Annotated in this window: 18 protein-coding genes and 1 tRNA gene; 4 read left to right on the top strand and 15 right to left on the bottom strand. The window is 59.8% G+C overall.

The genetic code is table 11. The features are described from left to right. Nucleotides 1-112: 112 nt before the first annotated feature. Complete coding sequence (locus E4656_RS13895; protein WP_205849210.1) at nt 113-976, bottom strand: arylamine N-acetyltransferase family protein; 864 nt, start codon at nt 974-976, stop codon at nt 113-115. Between the two features lie 208 nt (nt 977-1,184). Between E4656_RS13895 and E4656_RS13890 the strand changes: the two genes are divergently transcribed. After that, a complete protein-coding gene (locus tag E4656_RS13890; protein ID WP_135483887.1) occupies nt 1,185-2,708 on the top strand; it encodes a Fic family protein in 1,524 nt (507 codons plus the stop codon). A 208-nt stretch (nt 2,709-2,916) separates the two neighbouring features. Here the strand turns inward: E4656_RS13890 and E4656_RS13885 are convergent. Continuing rightward, nucleotides 2,917-2,993: transfer RNA gene (locus E4656_RS13885), tRNA-Met, on the bottom strand. A gap of 47 nt (nt 2,994-3,040) precedes the next feature. After that, nucleotides 3,041-5,599 carry a DUF349 domain-containing protein gene (locus E4656_RS13880; protein ID WP_135483886.1) on the bottom strand — a complete coding sequence of 853 codons (2,559 nt, stop codon included), beginning with the start codon at nt 5,597-5,599 and terminating at the stop codon, nt 3,041-3,043. Between the two features lie 82 nt (nt 5,600-5,681). On the opposite strand from E4656_RS13880, the gene sbcB reads away from it, so the two are divergent. The 3 genes from sbcB (at nt 5,682) to E4656_RS13865 (ending at nt 8,958) form a co-directional block, all read left to right on the top strand. Then, entirely contained in the window at nt 5,682-7,181 is a 1,500-nt protein-coding gene (gene sbcB / locus E4656_RS13875; protein ID WP_135483885.1) for an exodeoxyribonuclease I, read from the top strand. Beyond that, nucleotides 7,159-8,673: a fumarate hydratase gene (locus E4656_RS13870; RefSeq protein WP_135483884.1), complete on the top strand. Its 1,515-nt coding sequence runs from the start codon at nt 7,159-7,161 to the stop codon at nt 8,671-8,673. Before sbcB ends, E4656_RS13870 begins: the two co-directional genes overlap by 23 nt. 75 nt (nt 8,674-8,748) lie before the next feature. Next, nucleotides 8,749-8,958: a hypothetical protein gene (locus tag E4656_RS13865; RefSeq protein WP_135483883.1), complete on the top strand. Its 210-nt coding sequence runs from the start codon at nt 8,749-8,751 to the stop codon at nt 8,956-8,958. 82 nt (nt 8,959-9,040) lie between these two features. Here E4656_RS13865 and E4656_RS20830 read toward each other — a convergent pair whose 3' ends face one another. The 12 genes from E4656_RS20830 to E4656_RS13805 form a co-directional block, all read right to left on the bottom strand. Further along, the gene (locus tag E4656_RS20830; protein WP_167856065.1) at nt 9,041-9,346 is read right to left on the bottom strand and encodes a PAAR domain-containing protein; all 306 of its coding nucleotides are present in this window, start codon (nt 9,344-9,346) and stop codon (nt 9,041-9,043) included. Beyond that, nucleotides 9,343-10,068: a hypothetical protein gene (locus tag E4656_RS13855; RefSeq protein ID WP_135483882.1), complete on the bottom strand. Its 726-nt coding sequence runs from the start codon at nt 10,066-10,068 to the stop codon at nt 9,343-9,345. Before E4656_RS13855 ends, E4656_RS20830 begins: the two co-directional genes overlap by 4 nt. Continuing rightward, nucleotides 10,068-10,583, bottom strand: a complete 516-nt coding sequence (locus E4656_RS13850) for a phage baseplate assembly protein V (protein ID WP_135483881.1) — start codon at nt 10,581-10,583, stop codon at nt 10,068-10,070. Before E4656_RS13850 ends, E4656_RS13855 begins: the two co-directional genes overlap by 1 nt. Continuing rightward, nucleotides 10,576-11,601, bottom strand: a complete 1,026-nt coding sequence (locus E4656_RS13845) for a reverse transcriptase/maturase family protein (RefSeq protein ID WP_135483880.1) — start codon at nt 11,599-11,601, stop codon at nt 10,576-10,578. Before E4656_RS13845 ends, E4656_RS13850 begins: the two co-directional genes overlap by 8 nt. Before the next feature lie 267 nt (nt 11,602-11,868). Continuing rightward, nucleotides 11,869-12,237, bottom strand: a complete 369-nt coding sequence (avd, locus tag E4656_RS13840) for a diversity-generating retroelement protein Avd (protein WP_135483879.1) — start codon at nt 12,235-12,237, stop codon at nt 11,869-11,871. A gap of 42 nt (nt 12,238-12,279) precedes the next feature. Beyond that, nucleotides 12,280-13,311 carry a phage major tropism determinant gene (locus E4656_RS13835; protein WP_135483878.1) on the bottom strand — a complete coding sequence of 344 codons (1,032 nt, stop codon included), beginning with the start codon at nt 13,309-13,311 and terminating at the stop codon, nt 12,280-12,282. After that, nucleotides 13,304-13,651, bottom strand: a complete 348-nt coding sequence (locus E4656_RS13830) for a hypothetical protein (protein WP_135483877.1) — start codon at nt 13,649-13,651, stop codon at nt 13,304-13,306. Before E4656_RS13830 ends, E4656_RS13835 begins: the two co-directional genes overlap by 8 nt. Next, complete coding sequence (locus tag E4656_RS13825; RefSeq protein WP_135483876.1) at nt 13,651-14,373, bottom strand: phage tail-collar fiber domain-containing protein; 723 nt, start codon at nt 14,371-14,373, stop codon at nt 13,651-13,653. The genes E4656_RS13830 and E4656_RS13825 overlap by 1 nt, the downstream gene beginning before the upstream one ends. A 6-nt stretch (nt 14,374-14,379) precedes the next feature. Beyond that, nucleotides 14,380-14,997 carry a phage tail protein I gene (locus E4656_RS13820; RefSeq protein ID WP_205849209.1) on the bottom strand — a complete coding sequence of 206 codons (618 nt, stop codon included), beginning with the start codon at nt 14,995-14,997 and terminating at the stop codon, nt 14,380-14,382. Continuing rightward, nucleotides 14,990-15,994, bottom strand: a complete 1,005-nt coding sequence (locus E4656_RS13815; protein WP_135483874.1) for a baseplate assembly protein — start codon at nt 15,992-15,994, stop codon at nt 14,990-14,992. The genes E4656_RS13820 and E4656_RS13815 overlap by 8 nt, the downstream gene beginning before the upstream one ends. Further along, nucleotides 15,991-16,320, bottom strand: a complete 330-nt coding sequence (locus E4656_RS13810) for a GPW/gp25 family protein (protein WP_135483873.1) — start codon at nt 16,318-16,320, stop codon at nt 15,991-15,993. Before E4656_RS13810 ends, E4656_RS13815 begins: the two co-directional genes overlap by 4 nt. After that, nucleotides 16,320-17,273, bottom strand: a complete 954-nt coding sequence (locus E4656_RS13805) for a phage late control D family protein (protein ID WP_135483872.1) — start codon at nt 17,271-17,273, stop codon at nt 16,320-16,322. Before E4656_RS13805 ends, E4656_RS13810 begins: the two co-directional genes overlap by 1 nt. Nucleotides 17,274-17,280: the final 7 nt, after the last annotated feature.

The raw sequence follows: 17,280 nt of genomic DNA, 5'->3' as shown, positions 1-17,280 counted from the left end.
AAACCGGACAAACGAAGTTGCCAATGACCGGACATTCCTAGTTGGCAAAAAGCGGACAATCTAAGTTGGTGTTGACACAACGATCACCCAACCCGCTTGCGGGCTGCGCGGGTCAGCGGAAGCCCGGAATAATGCCCTTGCGGGCGATCACTGCCTTCAGTTCAGCCCGATCAGGGATTGCGATATCGAACACGGTTTCGAGCGTATCCATGAGTTCATCCGGGGTTTCCAGCACGCGCTCTTCGCTTGGCCGGTCGAGGTAATGCCTGGTCAACCTGTTGCCTGACAGTGCGCAGCGCCCGCCGGGCCGGGCACGCGCGGCGACCAGCCCGGTTACGAAATGCGAATCCGGTTTTGTGGCGACGTAATAATTCGCCAGCTCATAGTCCACGTCGTGCTGGTCAGACAGATCAAAACAGTAGAGCGAACGCCATTGGCCGAGAACTTCAGCCTGCAGATGGAAATATCCGCCATGGTGCAGCACTCGGTACCGCTCGTGCGGGGTTGTCTGGACGAGGCCCGGCTCCAGCAACAGGGGCGCGGTATGGGTCTGCCCTCCGAACCCGACATCAACCAGCCAGCTTTTGCCATCGAGTTCGACACACAGCAGCATATGGGTACGCGGCGTCAGTGTACCTTCCGGCTGGCCCCAAAGAACACGCGCGGCCAGACCGCGGACACTGAAACCCAGTGCTTGCAACACCTGCAGGACCAGCATGTTCTGCTCGAAACAATAGCCTCCGCGCCGGCTGTGCAGAATCTTTGCTTCCAGCGCCGGCATGTCGAGCCTGACGGGGTGGCCGAGAAAGGGCGAGAGATTTTCAAACGGTATGGTGCACAGATGCCTGAATTGCAGTTCCTGCAGCGTGTCCAGTATGGCCCTGCGCGGACCTGAATAGCCGATACGGCTGAAGTAGGCTTCTATATCGGGCGCATGCGGAACCGAACGGCTGTCTGACCCCATGTTCTTGGACATGATGTTCTCCTGTTATGTTCAGATGAAGCAGTTGATGACGGAATCACCATAGAAGTTAAACATTGGTTTAAGTCAAGGGTTGGTTCGCAGTCGTTATCTACCCATCGACAACACCATAACCTAAAAACAATTTGACGTAATAACCTAAAAATGAGAAAACAAAATAACCTAAATAACAGACTGCACAATAGCCTATAAAGGTCACAGGATGGCAACACCCTCAGACAAGCTCGCAGACTCTCTGGCAGCCCTGAAAGCGCTTCAAGATCAGAACCGGGTTGCCATCCGCGCCAGACACCTGACACGAACACACCGGGAACGCTTGCTGCGCAACGGGTTTATCAAGGAAGTCATGAAGGGCTGGTATATCTCGGCACGGCCAGACGAACCCGAAGGCGAAAGCACTGCGTGGTATGCCTCTTTCTGGAGTTTCAGCGCGGACTATCTTGAAGAGCGTTTTGGAGATCAGTGGTGTTTAAGCCCGGAGCAGTCGATCAATATTCATACTGAATCCCGAGGTGTACCGACACAACTCCTTGTCCGATCACCGAAAGGCGGAAACAAGCCAACGCCCCTGCTTCACAACACATCGATATTTGATGTGCGTCTTGAACTACCGGACAAACAGGACATGGAGATCATGGGCGGACTGCGAATCATGACCCTGTCGGCCTCACTGATCGCTTGTTCCGAGGCGCAATTTGTGTCAAATCCTATCGAGATGCGCGCTGCGCTTTCCATGGTTTCTGACGCCTCCGACATACTGCGCAAACTCCTGTCCGGGGGGCATAGCAAGGTTGCAGGTCGTCTGGCGGGCGCATTTCGGAATATTGGCAAAGGCACAATCGCAGACCAAATAGCAGGGACGATGAAATCTGCAGGCTATAACGTTTCGGAGGCTGACCCTTTCACAGCCTCAAGCCCGGTCTTGTTTTCAGGGCGAGAACAATCACCCTGTGTCAATCGCATCCGTTTAATGTGGAATGCAATGCGCCCTGTGGTGATCGAACATTTTCCACCGCCGCCCGCACACCCCCTTGAACCTGAGGCCTATCTCAAACAGGTTGCAGACATCTACGTGACTGATGCCTACCACTCGCTTTCAATTGAAGGGTATCGCGTCAGCCCCGATCTCATTGATCGTGTGCGCACCGGCGACTGGAACCCGGGTACAAATCAAGGTGATGCAGAACACTACAATGCACTGGCAGCACGCGGTTATTGGCTCGCACATGAAGAGGTGAAGAAGAGTATTCGCAGAATATTATCCGGCGGCAACGCCGGCCGAGTTGCCGAAACTGACCTGAACACCTGGTATCGCGAGTTGTTCGCTCCCAGTGTGACGGCCGGTATCATGCAGCCAGGCGAACTGGCAGGGTATCGAAACCAACCCGTTTATATTCGCCACTCCATGCATACCCCGCCCAACGCAGCAGCCCTCAGGGATGCGATGCCCAGCTTTTTCGAGTTGCTTGCCGAAGAAGAGGAAGCACGCGTTCGTGCAGTTCTTGGCCATTTCATCTTTGTTTACATACACCCATTTATGGACGGGAACGGACGTATAGGCCGGTTTTTGATGAATGCCATGCTGGCATCTGGCGGACACCCTTGGACCGTCATCACTCTGGAGCAGCGCAGTGCCTACATGGCTGCACTCGAGCAAGCCAGCGTCCACCAGAACATCGAGCCCTTTACCAGGCTCATTGCCGGATCAATGGGTAAGACACACTAAACCAGCCACACATGAAAAAACCCGGTTGGAATTAACCAACCGGGTTCTTTTAATTTGGTAGCGGGGGCAGGATTTGATCCGGCCGGCGCTCCGGCTACGACCTTCAGCGGCTGCGCCGATGGAAAGCTGAGCCCGACGAGCTTCCAGGCCCGCTTTCTCGCCCAACAAAAAAGGCAGATCAGTCTTACCTGATCTGCCTCTCGAAATTTGGTAGCGGGGGCAGGATTTGAACCTACGACCTTCGGGTTATGAGCCCGACGAGCTACCAGACTGCTCCACCCCGCATCAACTTGGCGCGCATTCTATCCAGCACCCCATGCTCTGTCAATAACTTATTGATCTACCTTGGAAAAATAACGCAGGCAAGCCACTTTCGCACGTTCATGCAGGGGCTCATATTCGGTCTCAGCCAGCAAGGCAGGCCGACCAGCCCATGCCACCAGAGCCTGCTCCATATCCTGCCGATCCGGTTTCTGGCCCATGTTGTCAGCCAGTCTCTGCACCTGCACTTCCATGCGCAGAGAACGGTCCGCCTGCGGAGACTCTATATCAGCCAGCACTTCCAGCAGCACTATGCTGCGTTGGTGTGCCGACAGGTCTGCTTCTGTGTGTTGCGGCGCCTGTTGTTGTTCGAAAGCCTGCAGGGCCGATTGCAGGCGTTGGCTCAACTGGCTGACTACAGACGGCAGGTTCGCGGTATCAGCCCAGGCTTGCGCCACGGCGGCTTTCTGATCCGCGTCAAAACGGCCTTCGTGCATGGCAGATTCAAGTCGGGCCAGCTCATGGAGGCGTTCGAACAACGCCTCCCAGGTTTGACGCTCACGGGCATGGCGCTGCTGATCTCGGGCTGAACGCAGGGTGCGAACAGCCTCCCTGAAGCGTTGCCGGGTCTCTTCCACCCGGGCCTTGGGCAGTACACCGCAGGCCTCGAATTCGGCCTCCCAGGATGGCAGTTCCGCCAGTGCCGCTTTCAGGGCGGCAGTGTCCGTGGTGTCTGCAGCCTGCTCAATACGCTCGATCACTGCCAGCGCTGTGCTCAGGTTGTGCTCCAGCTCGGCCTTGAACGCCTGCGTCTGTTCATCCCGGCGCGCAAACAGGTCATCACAGACGGCCCGAAAGTCATGCCACAGGCGCTGATCATCCTTGCGGTGAGTACGTCCGCTCTGCTTCCACTCCTGCTGCAGCACCTTGAGCTGCTCTGTTGCCGTGCGGATATTGTCTTCCTCGCGCAACGCCTTTGCCGCCTCTATGATGCGCTGGCGTTCCTGCCGGTTGCGATCGTATTCCTTGTTCAACTGGTCCCGAATGCGCTGCACGATGGCGCTGTAGTCTTTCTCGGTGGCCCGATGATCCTTCGGTTTGACCGGGCTGAAATGGCGCCAATCCCGTGCCGCCAGGCGCAGCACCTTTTCCACTTCGGTCCAGTCGGGGTTATGCCAGTCATTGGTTTCATAATACTGGTGCAACTGGTCAATCAGTTCCCGCCGCTTGCTGGCATTCACCACCTGCAACTCGGCCTGCTCGGCGAAATACTCCTTGCAGGGCGCATAGGCCTGCTCGGCCAGGTCATGGAACTGATCCCATAGGTCCTGATGCTGCCCGCCGCTGCCGCGCGACAACTGACGCCACTCTTTCTGCAGTGCCTGCACCGCGTCCGCCTTGTCCTGCGGGTGCATGTGGCGCTCACACAACTGCCGCATATGCGCAATCAGCTGTTCCATCTTGGGTTCGACCGCAAACGACTGCCAGTCGGCCAGTTTCTGCAGCTCGGCATGAAAGACGACGGTTTCTTCGCGCAACCCGGCGTGGCCGTCAGACAGTGCGTTCAGGTGCTCCTCGATGCTGCGCCAGATACCCCGTGCCTGACGCAAATGGCCGCCGCGCACGGCGCCCCGCCCCCGCCGCAGCAGGCTGCGCACGGCACCGACATGACGGCGCTCTTCGGCCCGGGCCGGGTCCTCTGTCGAGGTATCTTCGTCTGCGTTACCGGGCGCTGCAGTGGTCTGGTCTGGGGTGACGGCCGGTTCCTCCTGAGCAGCAGGTTCACCCGCTTCCGGGTCTGCAGTTGCCTCCACAGAGGGAGGAGATGCAACTGTTTCCGGAGTAGCCGGCGGTTCCGGTTCGCTGGCCTGCTGTGCTGGCGCACGTTCGGCCCGCACCTGTTCCAGCCTTTGGCGCACCTGGTTCGCCAGCGGCTCGATCGCGGATTGTTCCTCGGGGCTGGGCTGAATATCGTCCAGCTTGTGCAAGAGGTGATTCAACTTGCCTTCCAGCAAGGGGTCATAGGTGGTCTGCACCAGTTTCTGCAGCCCCTGGCGCACCTGTTCCAGAGCCTGGTCGCGGGCAGCCTGCTGTTCAGCCACGGCGCGCAAATTCTGCAGCCGGGTCTTGGCCAGCCGATACATGACCTTGTCATGGCCCTTGGCCTGCCGTTGCAGCGCCTGCAGGGCGTCGACGGAAGCAATATGTTCGGCCGCCTGATGGCGTGCCTGCGGCCGGTGCGCCTGTTGCGCCAGTTCCAGGCAGGTCTGTTCGTCCTGCCACGCCAGCCAGTCCGCACAGCCCTCCGACCAGGCATCATGCAGCAGACCGTAGCGTGCCACCGGTGACCAGTCGCTCAATGTGTCCAGAAAGGAAATGTCCTGCTCAAGTCGCGCCCGCAGCAGCTCCAGGGCGGCGCCACGCAGCGCTGCCGGCAGCTCGGTTGCCTGCCAGCATTCGGCAGCCACCGTGGCATCCTGCAGATGCTGCAGTGCTGTGACGCGCAGCGGCGGATCAACCTCTGCGTCCAGCACCAGGGCCCTTAGCGTCTCACTGTCCTGTTCTCTGGACAACGCCTGAACATCTTCTGCCCGGGTCAGCCCGGAACGTTTGAACAGTTTACCCAGCACACTATTTCCCCTGTATTTACACTGCAGGACCGACAGGTTAGTGTGCCTGCTACCCTGACTCTCGCGCAATCATGGATTCAGCATGGCCAATCACCCGCCTTCATTCCTCTGGTACGACCTCGAAACCTTCGGTGCCCGACCCCGGCAGGATCGGCCGGCCCAGTTTGCGGCCATCCGTACCGATCTGGACCTGAACCCGATAGGTGATCCGATCAACTGGCTATGCCAGCCGACGCCGGAACTGGTGCCCAGTCCCGATGCCTGCCTGATCACCGGTCTCACCCCTCAACACTGCGCGGCGGAAGGTTTGCCCGAACCGGAGTTTGCGCGGCGGATTCTGAGTGCAATGAGTCAGCCCAGAACCTGCAGTGCCGGCTACAACTCCATCCGCTTTGATGATGAAGTCTGCCGTTTCCTGTTTTTTCGCAATCTGCTGCCAGTGTATGACCGCGAGTGGCGCGACGGCAATAGCCGCTGGGATATATTGGATGTGGCCCGGCTGGCCTATGCCCTGCGCCCTGAGGGCATCAACTGGCCCAGCCGGGAGGACGGCGCGCCCAGCTTTCGTCTGGAAACACTGAGTGCGGCCAATGGCCTGCAGCACGACAAGGCCCACGATGCGTTGTCGGATGTCGAGGCCACCATTGCCCTGGCCCGCCTGATACGCACGCGCCAGCCCAAGCTTTTCGACTGGGCCCTGCAATGCCGCGACAAGGCCTTTGTCAAAAGTCAGGTGCCGGTATTGCAGCAGCAACCTTTCGTGCATGTGTCAGGCATGCTGCCGGCCAGCCACGGCTGCCTGAGCGTACTGGTCCCCCTGTGCTTTCACCCCGCCAATCGCAATGAAATCATCTGCTTTGACCTGCAGTCTGACCCGGCAGAACTGGCCGGACTCAGCGCCACCGACATCCGCCACCGCCTGTTCAGCCCGGCGGAGACACTGGGTGACACGCCCCGCCTGGGCATCAAGTCGATACACGCCAACAAGTGCCCCATGGTGGGCCCGATCAGCCTCTTTACTGACGAGGTGGCCACGCGCCTGGGGCTGGACCGCGCCCGGATGGAATACCATGCGACCCGCCTGCCGGACATGAAAGCGCTGCTGCCCCAACTGCAGGAGGCCATGGCGCGCGAAGCACAGCCCATGGACGCCGAACAGGCTCTGTATCAGGGGTTCATATCAGACCGGGACCAGACCGCCTGTCGGCAGTTCCATGGCACACCAGCCAGCCAGTGGCTACAGATGGAAGAGCCTTCGGACCAGCGCCTGCAGACCGTCTGGCGGCGCTTTATCGCCCGCCACTATGAGCGCGAGAGCGGTCAACCACTGCCCCCTGAGCGCCAGGCCGACTGGCAGCGTTACCTCAGGGCCGCCCTGACCCGGCCCGAGGTCGGTTGCGCGCTGACGCTGGAGCAGGCGACTGCACGCTGCCGGGAGTTGCGCGCCGAGCAGCCGCAGAACCCGGTACTGGATGAAGTGGAAGCGTTTCTCAGCCAGCAACAAAAAATGTTGTACACTACGGAGCGGATTTCAGCAGATCACGACTCAGGAGTACCGAATGACCACAATCCGCGAGGCTGACCTCATCGACAGCGTTGCAGACGCCCTGCAATTCATCTCCTATTACCATCCCGTCGATTTCATTCAGGCCGTCAATGCGGCTTATGAGAAGGAGGAGTCACCTGCGGCCAAGGACGCCATGGCCCAGATACTGATCAACAGCCGCATGTGCGCGCAGGGTCGCCGCCCCATATGCCAGGATACCGGCATCGTTACCGTTTTCCTCAGCATTGGCATGAATGTGCAGTGGGCCGATGCCACCATGGGCGTCGAGGACATGGTCAATGAAGGCGTACGGCGCGCCTACCTGCACCCGGACAACGTGCTGCGCGCGTCCATTCTGGATGACCCTGACGGCGCGCGCAAAAACACCCGCGACAACACCCCGGCTGTTATCCATACCCGCGTTGTGCCCGGTGACACCGTCGAAGTACATGTGGCAGCCAAGGGCGGCGGCAGTGAAGCCAAATCCAAGCTGGCCATGTTGAACCCGTCAGACTCGGTGGCAGACTGGGTGCTGGAGCAGGTGCCGAAGATGGGCGCTGGCTGGTGCCCGCCCGGCATGCTCGGCATCGGCATCGGCGGCACGGCAGAAAAAGCCGTGCAGCTGGCCAAGGAATCTCTGCTCGACCCGATCGATATTCAGGATCTGCAGGCCAGAGGCGCCAGCAACCGCGCCGAGGAGCTGCGGCTGGAGCTGTATGAGCGGGTCAACAAGCTCGGCATTGGCGCCCAGGGCCTGGGCGGCCTGACCACGGTGCTGGATGTGAAGGTCAGAGACTATCCGACCCATGCGGCCAACAAGCCGGTGGCCATTATTCCGAACTGTGCGGCCACCCGTCACACGCACTTTGTGCTCGACGGCAGCGGACCCGCAGAACTGACCCCGCCAAAACTGGAAGACTGGCCGGACATCACCTGGGAGGCAGGCCCGGGCGCACGTCGCGTCAACCTTGATACGGTGACCCCGGAAGACGTGCGCAGTTGGAAGCCAGGCGACACCCTGCTGCTGTCGGGCAAAATGCTGACCGGCCGTGATGCCGCCCACAAGCGGATGGTAGACATGCTGGGCAAGGGTGAAGCCCTGCCGGTGGATCTGCGCAACCGCTTCATCTATTACGTCGGGCCGGTCGACCCGGTGCGGGAAGAAGTGGTAGGCCCGGCCGGGCCCACCACCGCCACCCGAATGGACAAATTCACCGACACTGTACTGGCAGAAACCGGATTGCTGGGTATGATCGGCAAGGCAGAGCGTGGCCCGGTGGCCCGTGAAGCCATACGAAAACACGGCGCGGTCTATCTGATGGCCGTGGGTGGCGCAGCCTACCTGGTGTCGAAGGCGATCAAGTCGTCACGCTGTCTGGCCTTCGAAGATCTGGGCATGGAAGCCATCTACGAGTTTACCGTAGAGGACATGCCAGTGACCGTTGCTGTCGACAGTCAGGGGGATTCGGTCCATATCAGCGGCCCCGCAGAGTGGGCGCAAAAGATAGAGGCCAAGGCCCTTGCCTGATTCTGTTGTCGGTCAGCCTGTGTCTACAGTTCAATCATTGAATGCGGACGGCACCACAAGTCATGGGAGTAGCATATGAGTCGTTCTGAACACCGCCCGGGTGTGCAGGTCATTCTGTTCATGATGGCAGCAGCCCTGCCGCTGTCCTTTGGTGCCTGGATGCTCGCCGTCAATGAGGTGCCCCTGTGGCCCGGTACCCTGCTGGTCCTGTCCGGTGCCCTGAGCATGCTGATCGGCGTTTCATTCCTGCTCTACAACAGCCAGCGGGTCATGCTGCTGCTGTAGCGCGACGAATGCATTGAGACGCTGCGCCAGCAGAATGTAGACATTGATATTACCGCTTTAAGCGACGTATACGCACGCATTATCAGTCCAATAAAACCGTAGGCGATCCACCACCAACACTCCCGGTAAAACTCCCCGCGTGAGAATCCCCTACCCGCGCCACTGGCAGCCCCTCGGCGAGCCTGGTGGGCGCCCCACTCGCAACGATTCCCGTGTGGCCACAGGCGCCAATGATCGTGTCATTCATGCGCGCCACCGGCAGCCCCTCGGCGTTCACCGTTGGCGCTCCCTGGGCGATCAAGCCGGACATGGGGATGCATGACGGGTTGCTGTGCGCGCAGCAGATCCCCACCGTGATGTCATTTACACGCGCTACCGGTCTGCTCACAGTTCCAGGCCTCTGATTGTCCAGCCGAACTCATCCAGAACGTCTTGCACGTGCATTTCCTGCAGGAGGTACTGTTTCGAGCTGACTGGGTTGGGTTCAATGACGGCATCGGCACCGGCAAAGATGCCATAGGCCACGCGGTTGCGGGTGTTGGCCTGGACCTGCAGAGGCAACGCTTCCATGTTCTGTAGGTCCTGATCTACATAGCCGCTCAGCCCGTCGATCGCCGCCTGATAGGCAGCGGTTGAACCGAGCGAGAACGTGCCGTCGACGCTGGTTTTGGGCGGTTCTGAAGTGGCGTCATAGACCGGCATGGTTGGGCTGCCGTCGTACAGCACTTCAAAGAACCCGGTGAAGTCGGGCAAGTCCTGCCCCCACCAGGCAAACAGCAGCCGGATGTCTTCACCTGGTATCAGGCTGGGCACGGCCACCGGTTCCAGCGGTGACGGTTGCGCTACGGCCACGTTGATGTAGAACACCTGGCTCATCAGCACATCAATGAACGGGCCGCGACGAGTGTTGTCGTCCCGGTATGTCAGCAGCGGGGTTTCAAAGGCGGCCAAGTAGTCGGCCAGCTGCTGTTTCAGCGAGGCTTTGTCAGCTGCAGGGTCATATTCCGGGCTCCAGGACTGCGCGGCGACATCGTCCAGCACCTGGTCAATGATCGGCTCCCAGTGCGCTATGGCCACTGCGACCCAGGCTGTGTATTCGTTCAGTTTCATCAGTTGAGGTTCACTATGGTGCCTTTGAGGTTCAGGATCGCACCCGCTTCGACCTCGACGTTACCGGCGGCCGCCAGAGTGCCGTTGCCCTCGGCCAGCACATCGACGTCGCCTGTTGTGCTCAGGGTGCAGTGGCCAGCAACGTGGATGGCCAAGTCACCCGCAGGTGCTATGGTCATCTGGCGGGTGTCGGTGTTGTGCTCGATGTAGGTGCCGTCACGGTACTGGGTCCGGCGAACGGCCGGGTCAGACTCAGGGGCCGGGAATTCGTCCTGGTAAAGGGCAGGCAGGATCACCGCCTGAGCCAGGTCGCCGCCGGGCGATAACAGGATCACTTGTTCACCCACTGACGGCGCCCACCAGGTACTGTCATCCCCGGCGCGTTGCGTGAGCCAGGCGCACCAGGGAGTCAGGTTTGCACCTGTCTGCACCCGTGCGCGTGCGCCATCGACCTCGGCAATGGTACCGAGGCGAATCAGGTTGGTTATGAGTCTTCTCACCTCAGATTCACGCATGCTTCAACCTCTCATGAACATCATTTATTAAGCCGTCTACGGTGGTTCTGCTTTCACAGTACTTCGTGTACCCCACGTACGACGCGAGAGACGCCCGCAGCTCAACAGCGCCCACCCTCCCTGCGGCATAGCCAGACGCCAACCCTTTCAGTCGACGCCTGGCGTTTTTGATGTTGCGCTTTCTCGGCTTGATGTGCGTTGCCCAGGTGCGGTACCCGGAAAAATCGACGCCCTGGCTGGCCGGATAGATGGACCACTTGCTGAGGCTCAGGCCCAGCTCTCGATACAGCCAGTATTTCAAGTGATCTTTCAGTGAGTGTAGCTCTTCCTTACTCTGGCCCAGTATCACCCAGTCATCCATGTACCGCGCGTAGTGCTTAATGCCCAGGTCGTCCTTGCAGTGGTGGTCTAGGGCGTCCAGATAGATGTTGGCACCAAGCTGGCTGGTGAGCGAGCCAATGGGCAGCCCTACACCGTTGTAGCCGTTGTACCGGATGATCTTGCTCCAGAGGTGCAGCACCTTCTTGTCTCCGATCACGCGGCCAATCTGGCGCATCAGGCGATCATGTTGGATATGGTGGAAATATCCCTTGATGTCCGCCTGGAGCACGTACACTTGGCCCCAGTTCTGCTGGGCGCGCCTCAGGTGCCTCTGGACGCTTGCCACCGCCGCGTGTGTGCCTTTGCCGCGTCGGCAGGCATAAGAGTCGTCTATGAATCGACGCTCAAAGAACGGCTCTACTACCTGGTGCAGCGCGTGGTGAACCACCCGATCACCGAACCGGGGCGCCTCGATGACGCGCTGTTTCGGCTCATAGATCACAAATGAGGCAAACGGCGTCGGCTCCCACATGCCCCATATCAGACGGTTCTGTATATCAATCAAATGCTCTTCCCAGTGCTGATGAAACGACAGCACGTCGCGCTTGAATCGCTTGCCTTTGCGGGCGCTCTGCCATGCCACCAGCAGGTTTTCCCACGATGAAATCTCTAGCCAGATGTCTTTTTGTCGCCTCATGAATTCTCCAAAGGTCGGCGGTCACCACGTTCAGCCATTGCCTACTGGCCGTGACCGCCTGTTTATCTTTTCCCGTCCCTGAGATGGATTGCAGCCCCGATTCCTGTTGTGGATCGCTGCGATGGAGACCGTAGTCGCTCATCGTCTGGTTGCGCCCTAAGGGGTCGCAGACGGCCCGGAAGCCCACATTGCTATTCACATTCCACGGATTGTTGTTCAAATTCACGCACCGGGAACCAGCCTCGGACGCGTTCGTCCAGTTACCGCCTACGGCTGCACCCCGCATTTTCTGAGCATGCCGCCCAGTATCTTCCCGATTTCTCCCACCAGAACACTCGCATGCCGGAGCCGGTTACTGCTCAGGTAGCGGCTGGTGTGTGCCTGGCGAATGAGGTAGCGCAGCATTTCCAGGTCGATGTCGACCTCGAAAATATGCCCCACCTTGTTCTTTGACTTCTGCAGCTGAATCGTCCGGCGCACCAGCCGATACAGGCAGTTCTTTATTTGCGTGCACAACGCCCAGCGCTCTTTTTTCGGGAACCGATCGACCACGGGAAAGAACCAGTGGCAAAAGTCTTCGAGCTTCTGACGAAGCACGAAGGGATGGCTTTGTATTCCCTGCGCCGGTGCGTTCATGCGTGTGGCTACCTCCTAAAAAACAGAAAATCAGATGACCGATTACAGAGAATCGCAGACGGCCCGGACGCCCACAGGGCTAGACACATCCCACGGAGTGCTGACCAAATGCACGCACCGGGAACCAGCCTCGGACGCGACCGTCCAGTTACCGCCAAACAGGGCCACCCTGAGCTGGCCGCCTCTCCACTGCCCGTGATCAAAAGCAGAGTCTTTGCCTTGATTCAGGTCGTCGTACCACGCATCACCCGTGGAGTCCCGGTCGTAGTACATATTGGACAGCTGATACACGTTGCCGGCAGGCTGGTCGACGTTCATGCAACTCACGGCATTGAAGCCGTACCCGCTGTGGTCACCTGTATCCTGCCGTGCGCTCGCTCCTGTCGCACCCTGGGGCACCCCGTACGCCAACACCATGAACTCCTGATAATCAGGCAGGCGCTTGCCGGCGTTGCGGGCCAGGCGGGCGTAGTCCAACCTACTGTAACCCTCAGTACCTGTCAGCGGCGTAGCGCTGTGCTGCGATACGGGCACTGTGTTCGGCCACGCACCCGGCCCTTCTGACGCCAGGTAAACATCAGCCCACAGTGCGCCCTCAATGACTTCGACCATACCGGTCGGGTCACATGTCGGACGGTGTTGGAGGTCCCAGCAGCTATTAGGGAGCACCGCATGAAATGCGTTGTAACTGGCGTTATAGGCCTCTTCGATTGGCCGATAAAGGCCCACATGAAAGCCGCCAATCTTACGGCTATTGTCAGCCGTGTAGCCGTCCGGATAAGTGCTGTTCTGGCTGGCGATCCACTGGGCGATACCGGATTCATGCTGCACGGCATAGATGTAGACGTCATCACCCAGGTTCAGACCACCGCTGACGGTGCCGTCATTACTCGCAACATCGAGCGGTGACCACCCAGATTGGGCTTCGAGCAGATACCCCTTGCCGTTACCGCCGATATTGACCTGGCCCTCGGGCAAGTCCAGACCGGGGCCCGGTGCCGAGGTGACGGCGATTCGCCCCATGAGCGATACAAAGCCAGCGGCCATGGCTGGAATGACTAGCTTGTTACCCATTATCAATCTCCTCCAGCTCAGTGATGATGTCGGTCAGCTCCGCTACCGTGTAACCGAGCCGCGTCATTCTGGACTCGGTGCGCTCAACGCGCTTGTATTGCTCACGCACCGACTCACCGGTTGATTCGTCTTCAGCAGTGAGTACACGGTAATCCGGCTCATCACCATCGGCAGGCTCGGACTCACCCAGCACGCGGTCAAACTGCATCTGGTAGTGACCATTCAACAGGCCTTTGAAGTGACCGAGTGCCTGGTCGCAGCGGCACGCACCGGCTTTGGCCAGGTTGTGGACGCGGTCATGGTCTGCCCGCGTATTCAGTTGGTTGGGTATCTGATACATCAGGTGATTTCCTCCAGGGCCATAACCCCATTAACGACAATGATTTTGTGGCTGCCGATATCGACCTTGGCGGCCACTTCCTGCTGCGCCACTGCCTTGCCTTGCGGCCCCTGCAGAGCGCGGCCCGCCCCGGTGCCGGCTAGCGCCTGCTCGTCAGTCGCCAACTGGGCCAAGCCAGTGCGTTCGGTGGTAGCCGTGCGGGCGTTGAGCGTGGCTGGTGTCACGGCCTCTACTGAGCCCGAGCCCGACAGGACCGCCTCTTCGGTGGCCAAGCGCAGAACGCCAGCCAAGGTCTCGCTGGCGGGCGGGTTGCTGAATGAGGTATCGCCGAAGGTCAGGTTGGTCGCATTAAGCGTGCCCAGGATGACATCGACCGATAACAGCAAGCTGGAGGCTGACGCCTTCTGCATGAACGGGCCCTCCGGGTCAGAGTAGACCGCGAACAGCGTGCCGTGCTCGGTGTAGAGCCCGAACTCCTGGACATCATAGGCATCACTGCTCTCATCTTTCACCGTGACATGAATGGTGTCCGATGAGACCACCTCGCCCGCGATCGTGCTCAGGCGCGTCTGTTCGTTCTGCAGCGTGACCTGCTCCGGATTCGGCTCATAGCCACCCGACCCCAACGCTACCTCGGTAATCTCAACAGGCGCAGTACCGGTATTGGTCGCATTGATGACCTCGGCTCGCCCTGCGTCTGTAATCGTGATCTTGAGTCCCATGTTCGGTTATGCCTCTGTTGTGCTGATTCGGATAAAGGTGGCGGGTCGGGCTACGCCCTGAAAGCCCAAGCCACCTGTTGAGGGCGCTTCCTGCAGCTGGAGACGATGAAACACCGCCACTCTGAGCACGCCGAGAAGGCCCATCGACCCCTCGGCCGAAACGCCAGCAATGAAGGTGAACCGTGACCGCCTGGGGCGAGTGCGGCGCACTTCGTCAATAATATCTTCCTGGTACTTCGCTGTTGCCGGTACGCCCGCACCCACCGTCAAAATGATGTCGAAGGTGTAGGGCACGCCGATCGGGTCCTTCTGCCACCACTCCTGGAGCGCGAGCCCAGCGCCAAAGGAAGACACAACCTCACGCACTGACTGACTGGTTCCCTTACGCCGATGGATGCGCACCGCCTGGCGGATCTGGTTGCGCTGTACCGCTTCTGGCCAGGTATCGCTCCAGGTATCCAGGGACAACGCCCAGGCCAGCCAGGGCAACAGCTCGACCGGACAGCTGTCAGGTGACCAGACATCTCTAATAGGCACCGGCACATCGCTGATCCGCTTGGCGGCCTGCTCCATAGCCCTCTGATGCAGGGTGGTGTTTGCTGGCAGCAACGTCTTTTTACCCATTCGCGACCCCGTCATGCACAACCACGCCCAAGCAGTGCGCTGCCTGACTGCGGCTCAACACAATGTCTGCCGCCGGGCTGATGAGGTTCACTCGCTCAACGCCGGGCACATGCAGCTCTGCGGTAATGGCGCTCCGGTAGATGTCCCGGCCCAGCCGCTTCATCTCATCCACGAAGGCCTCGGTGTTGCTGATAGCCTCCTGTAAGGCGACCTCAGCGCCCGCGCCGGAGTAAGTGAACAGCTCAGCCTCGATCTCGTAGTGAACGATATCCGCCCCCTGTGCTCGCACACGATCGGTGAGCGGCCGAATCGCCTCGGATGTCAGTGCGCTCTCGACCGCATCGACCAGTCCAGGCGACGCGGTACCGTCACCGATGCGCGACAGCACGCGCAGGGCCACATCACCCGGCAGCGGATCCTGCAGCCCGGCGGCGTGAACAACCTCCAGTACAATCACGTTTGGCGGCAGCTGGCTCTGCAACTCTGGATCCAGTTCGGCATAGGCAAACTCAGGCGAGTCCGCTGAGATGTCCAACACATCGCCGTCAGCGCTCAGGCCGTGGAATATGTAAGCTCGCTCAGGGCCCGCGATGGAAAACCCGTGCATGGCTGCCTGGATCCGGCGCAACAGCTCTTCGTCAGACTCATAGCTGGGGGCAACCGGGGGGTTGGCGTCAGGGTCACCAGGATCAGTCATCAGGCGCTCCACGTCATAGAATGCCCCCAGCTGCTCCAAATCAGACTCTTTTGCATGGGCCAGCATCACGCCGCGCGCGGCTTCGTTGACACGCTGGCGCACCAGAAACTCTCTGTAACTGGTCGTTAAAAGCTGTTTATAGGCCGGGTCACTGGGGTCGGGTTCCGACAATCCAGCGTCCTGCGCCAGGTAGTCGGCCAGCTGCTCCTGGAAGATCGCCTCAACCGACAGCTCCTCAATCACCTGCGGCGCTGGTAGCCGGCTCAGGTCGACCGTTGTGAACTCAGTTTCACCACTCATACACGCTCCAAAGTTACTCGCCGACCATCGGGCAGGTAGACACCTACCAGGTCGAACACAGGGCCAGTCGGGGTCATTTCAGCCAGCCGAACACCCTCCAGGCGAAAGTCTTCAATGTGTTCATTCAGCGCATTGGCCACCGCAGAGGTCACCTCAACCCGAAAACGCTCATCCACGGGATCATCCACCAACTCAAACAGTCCGCTGCCGTACTCGGGGCGCAATAACAGGGTGCCGATCGGAGTGGTCAACACGTCATCGATCCGCTGCCGTAAGTACTCCAGTCCCTCAATGGCCTTGCCTGTTTTTCGGTCAGTACCCCGCATCAAACACCCTCCAGTTCAATGCGGCTGGTGTAGCCGCGTTTGTTCTGGGTGTGGATGTTGCTGGTGATGCGCCAGTCGCCATCGGTGCGGCCGCCGAATCCCTCGAGCGTTATCACGTCCTGGCTGGACAGGTCAGGGCGGCCGGGCATGTGCAGGGTGCCTTCGCGCGCTCCCCGGCGGCTTTCCACCAGGGCGGCGCGGGCTTTGGCCAGGGCGGTGTCTTCGTCCACAAACACCTGGGGCAGCAGGTGCTCGGGCTCGCCACTGCCCACGGTCACCGGTACCCGGCTGGCCAGACCGTAGTCCTGGTAAAACGCCCGCACGCTGCGGTACACCCGGCGGGCCATGTGGTGGGTGCGGTAGGTCGTCACATCGCTGGGGCGAATCACCAGTTTGGGCGTCAGGTCGGCCTCATAACTCACCACCACCCAACGGCCATCCACGGGCTTGAACATGGCGCCGTAGGTCTCGGCCAGGTCGTGAATGAACTGCAGGTCACTCTGGCCCGTCTGGTCAATATGGGCGATGTACACATTGCCCAGGGACGCTGGCACAAATTGGGCCTCATAGCCGTGCTCGCTCACCACCGTGTCCAGGATCTCGCCAAAGGTCTGATTGTTGAAGCTGCGCTCTTTCGGGGCGCGGGTGGCGCTGTTGAACGCCGCCGTGGTGGCGCTGATCAGCAGGTGACTGGGCGGGCCCATGTGGGCGATTTGGTCGACGGCGAAGCGTTTGCGATCCTGGTGAATGTCTGAGTAACCAAGCCGGCAACTCAATGTCGTGCCGTCATCTGGCCAGGGCGCCTCCTCGGGCATGGCCAGCTCAATCTCCAGCGCGTCCGCGTGCACGCCGCTCTGATCCTCCAGGCGCGCTTCGCGCAGGTGATTTTTTACGAATTTCGTGACTTCCGGGTTTTCCCCTTCTATCTTGAACACTGGTTCATGCATTTTCATTGAGAGA

Source organism: Natronospirillum operosum (assembly GCF_004768465.1).
In the GTDB taxonomy this organism is placed as follows: Bacteria; Pseudomonadota; Gammaproteobacteria; order Pseudomonadales; family Natronospirillaceae; genus Natronospirillum; species Natronospirillum operosum.
Note: the sequence above shows the minus strand (reverse complement) of the source record. Positions and strands in the feature narration are given on the sequence as shown.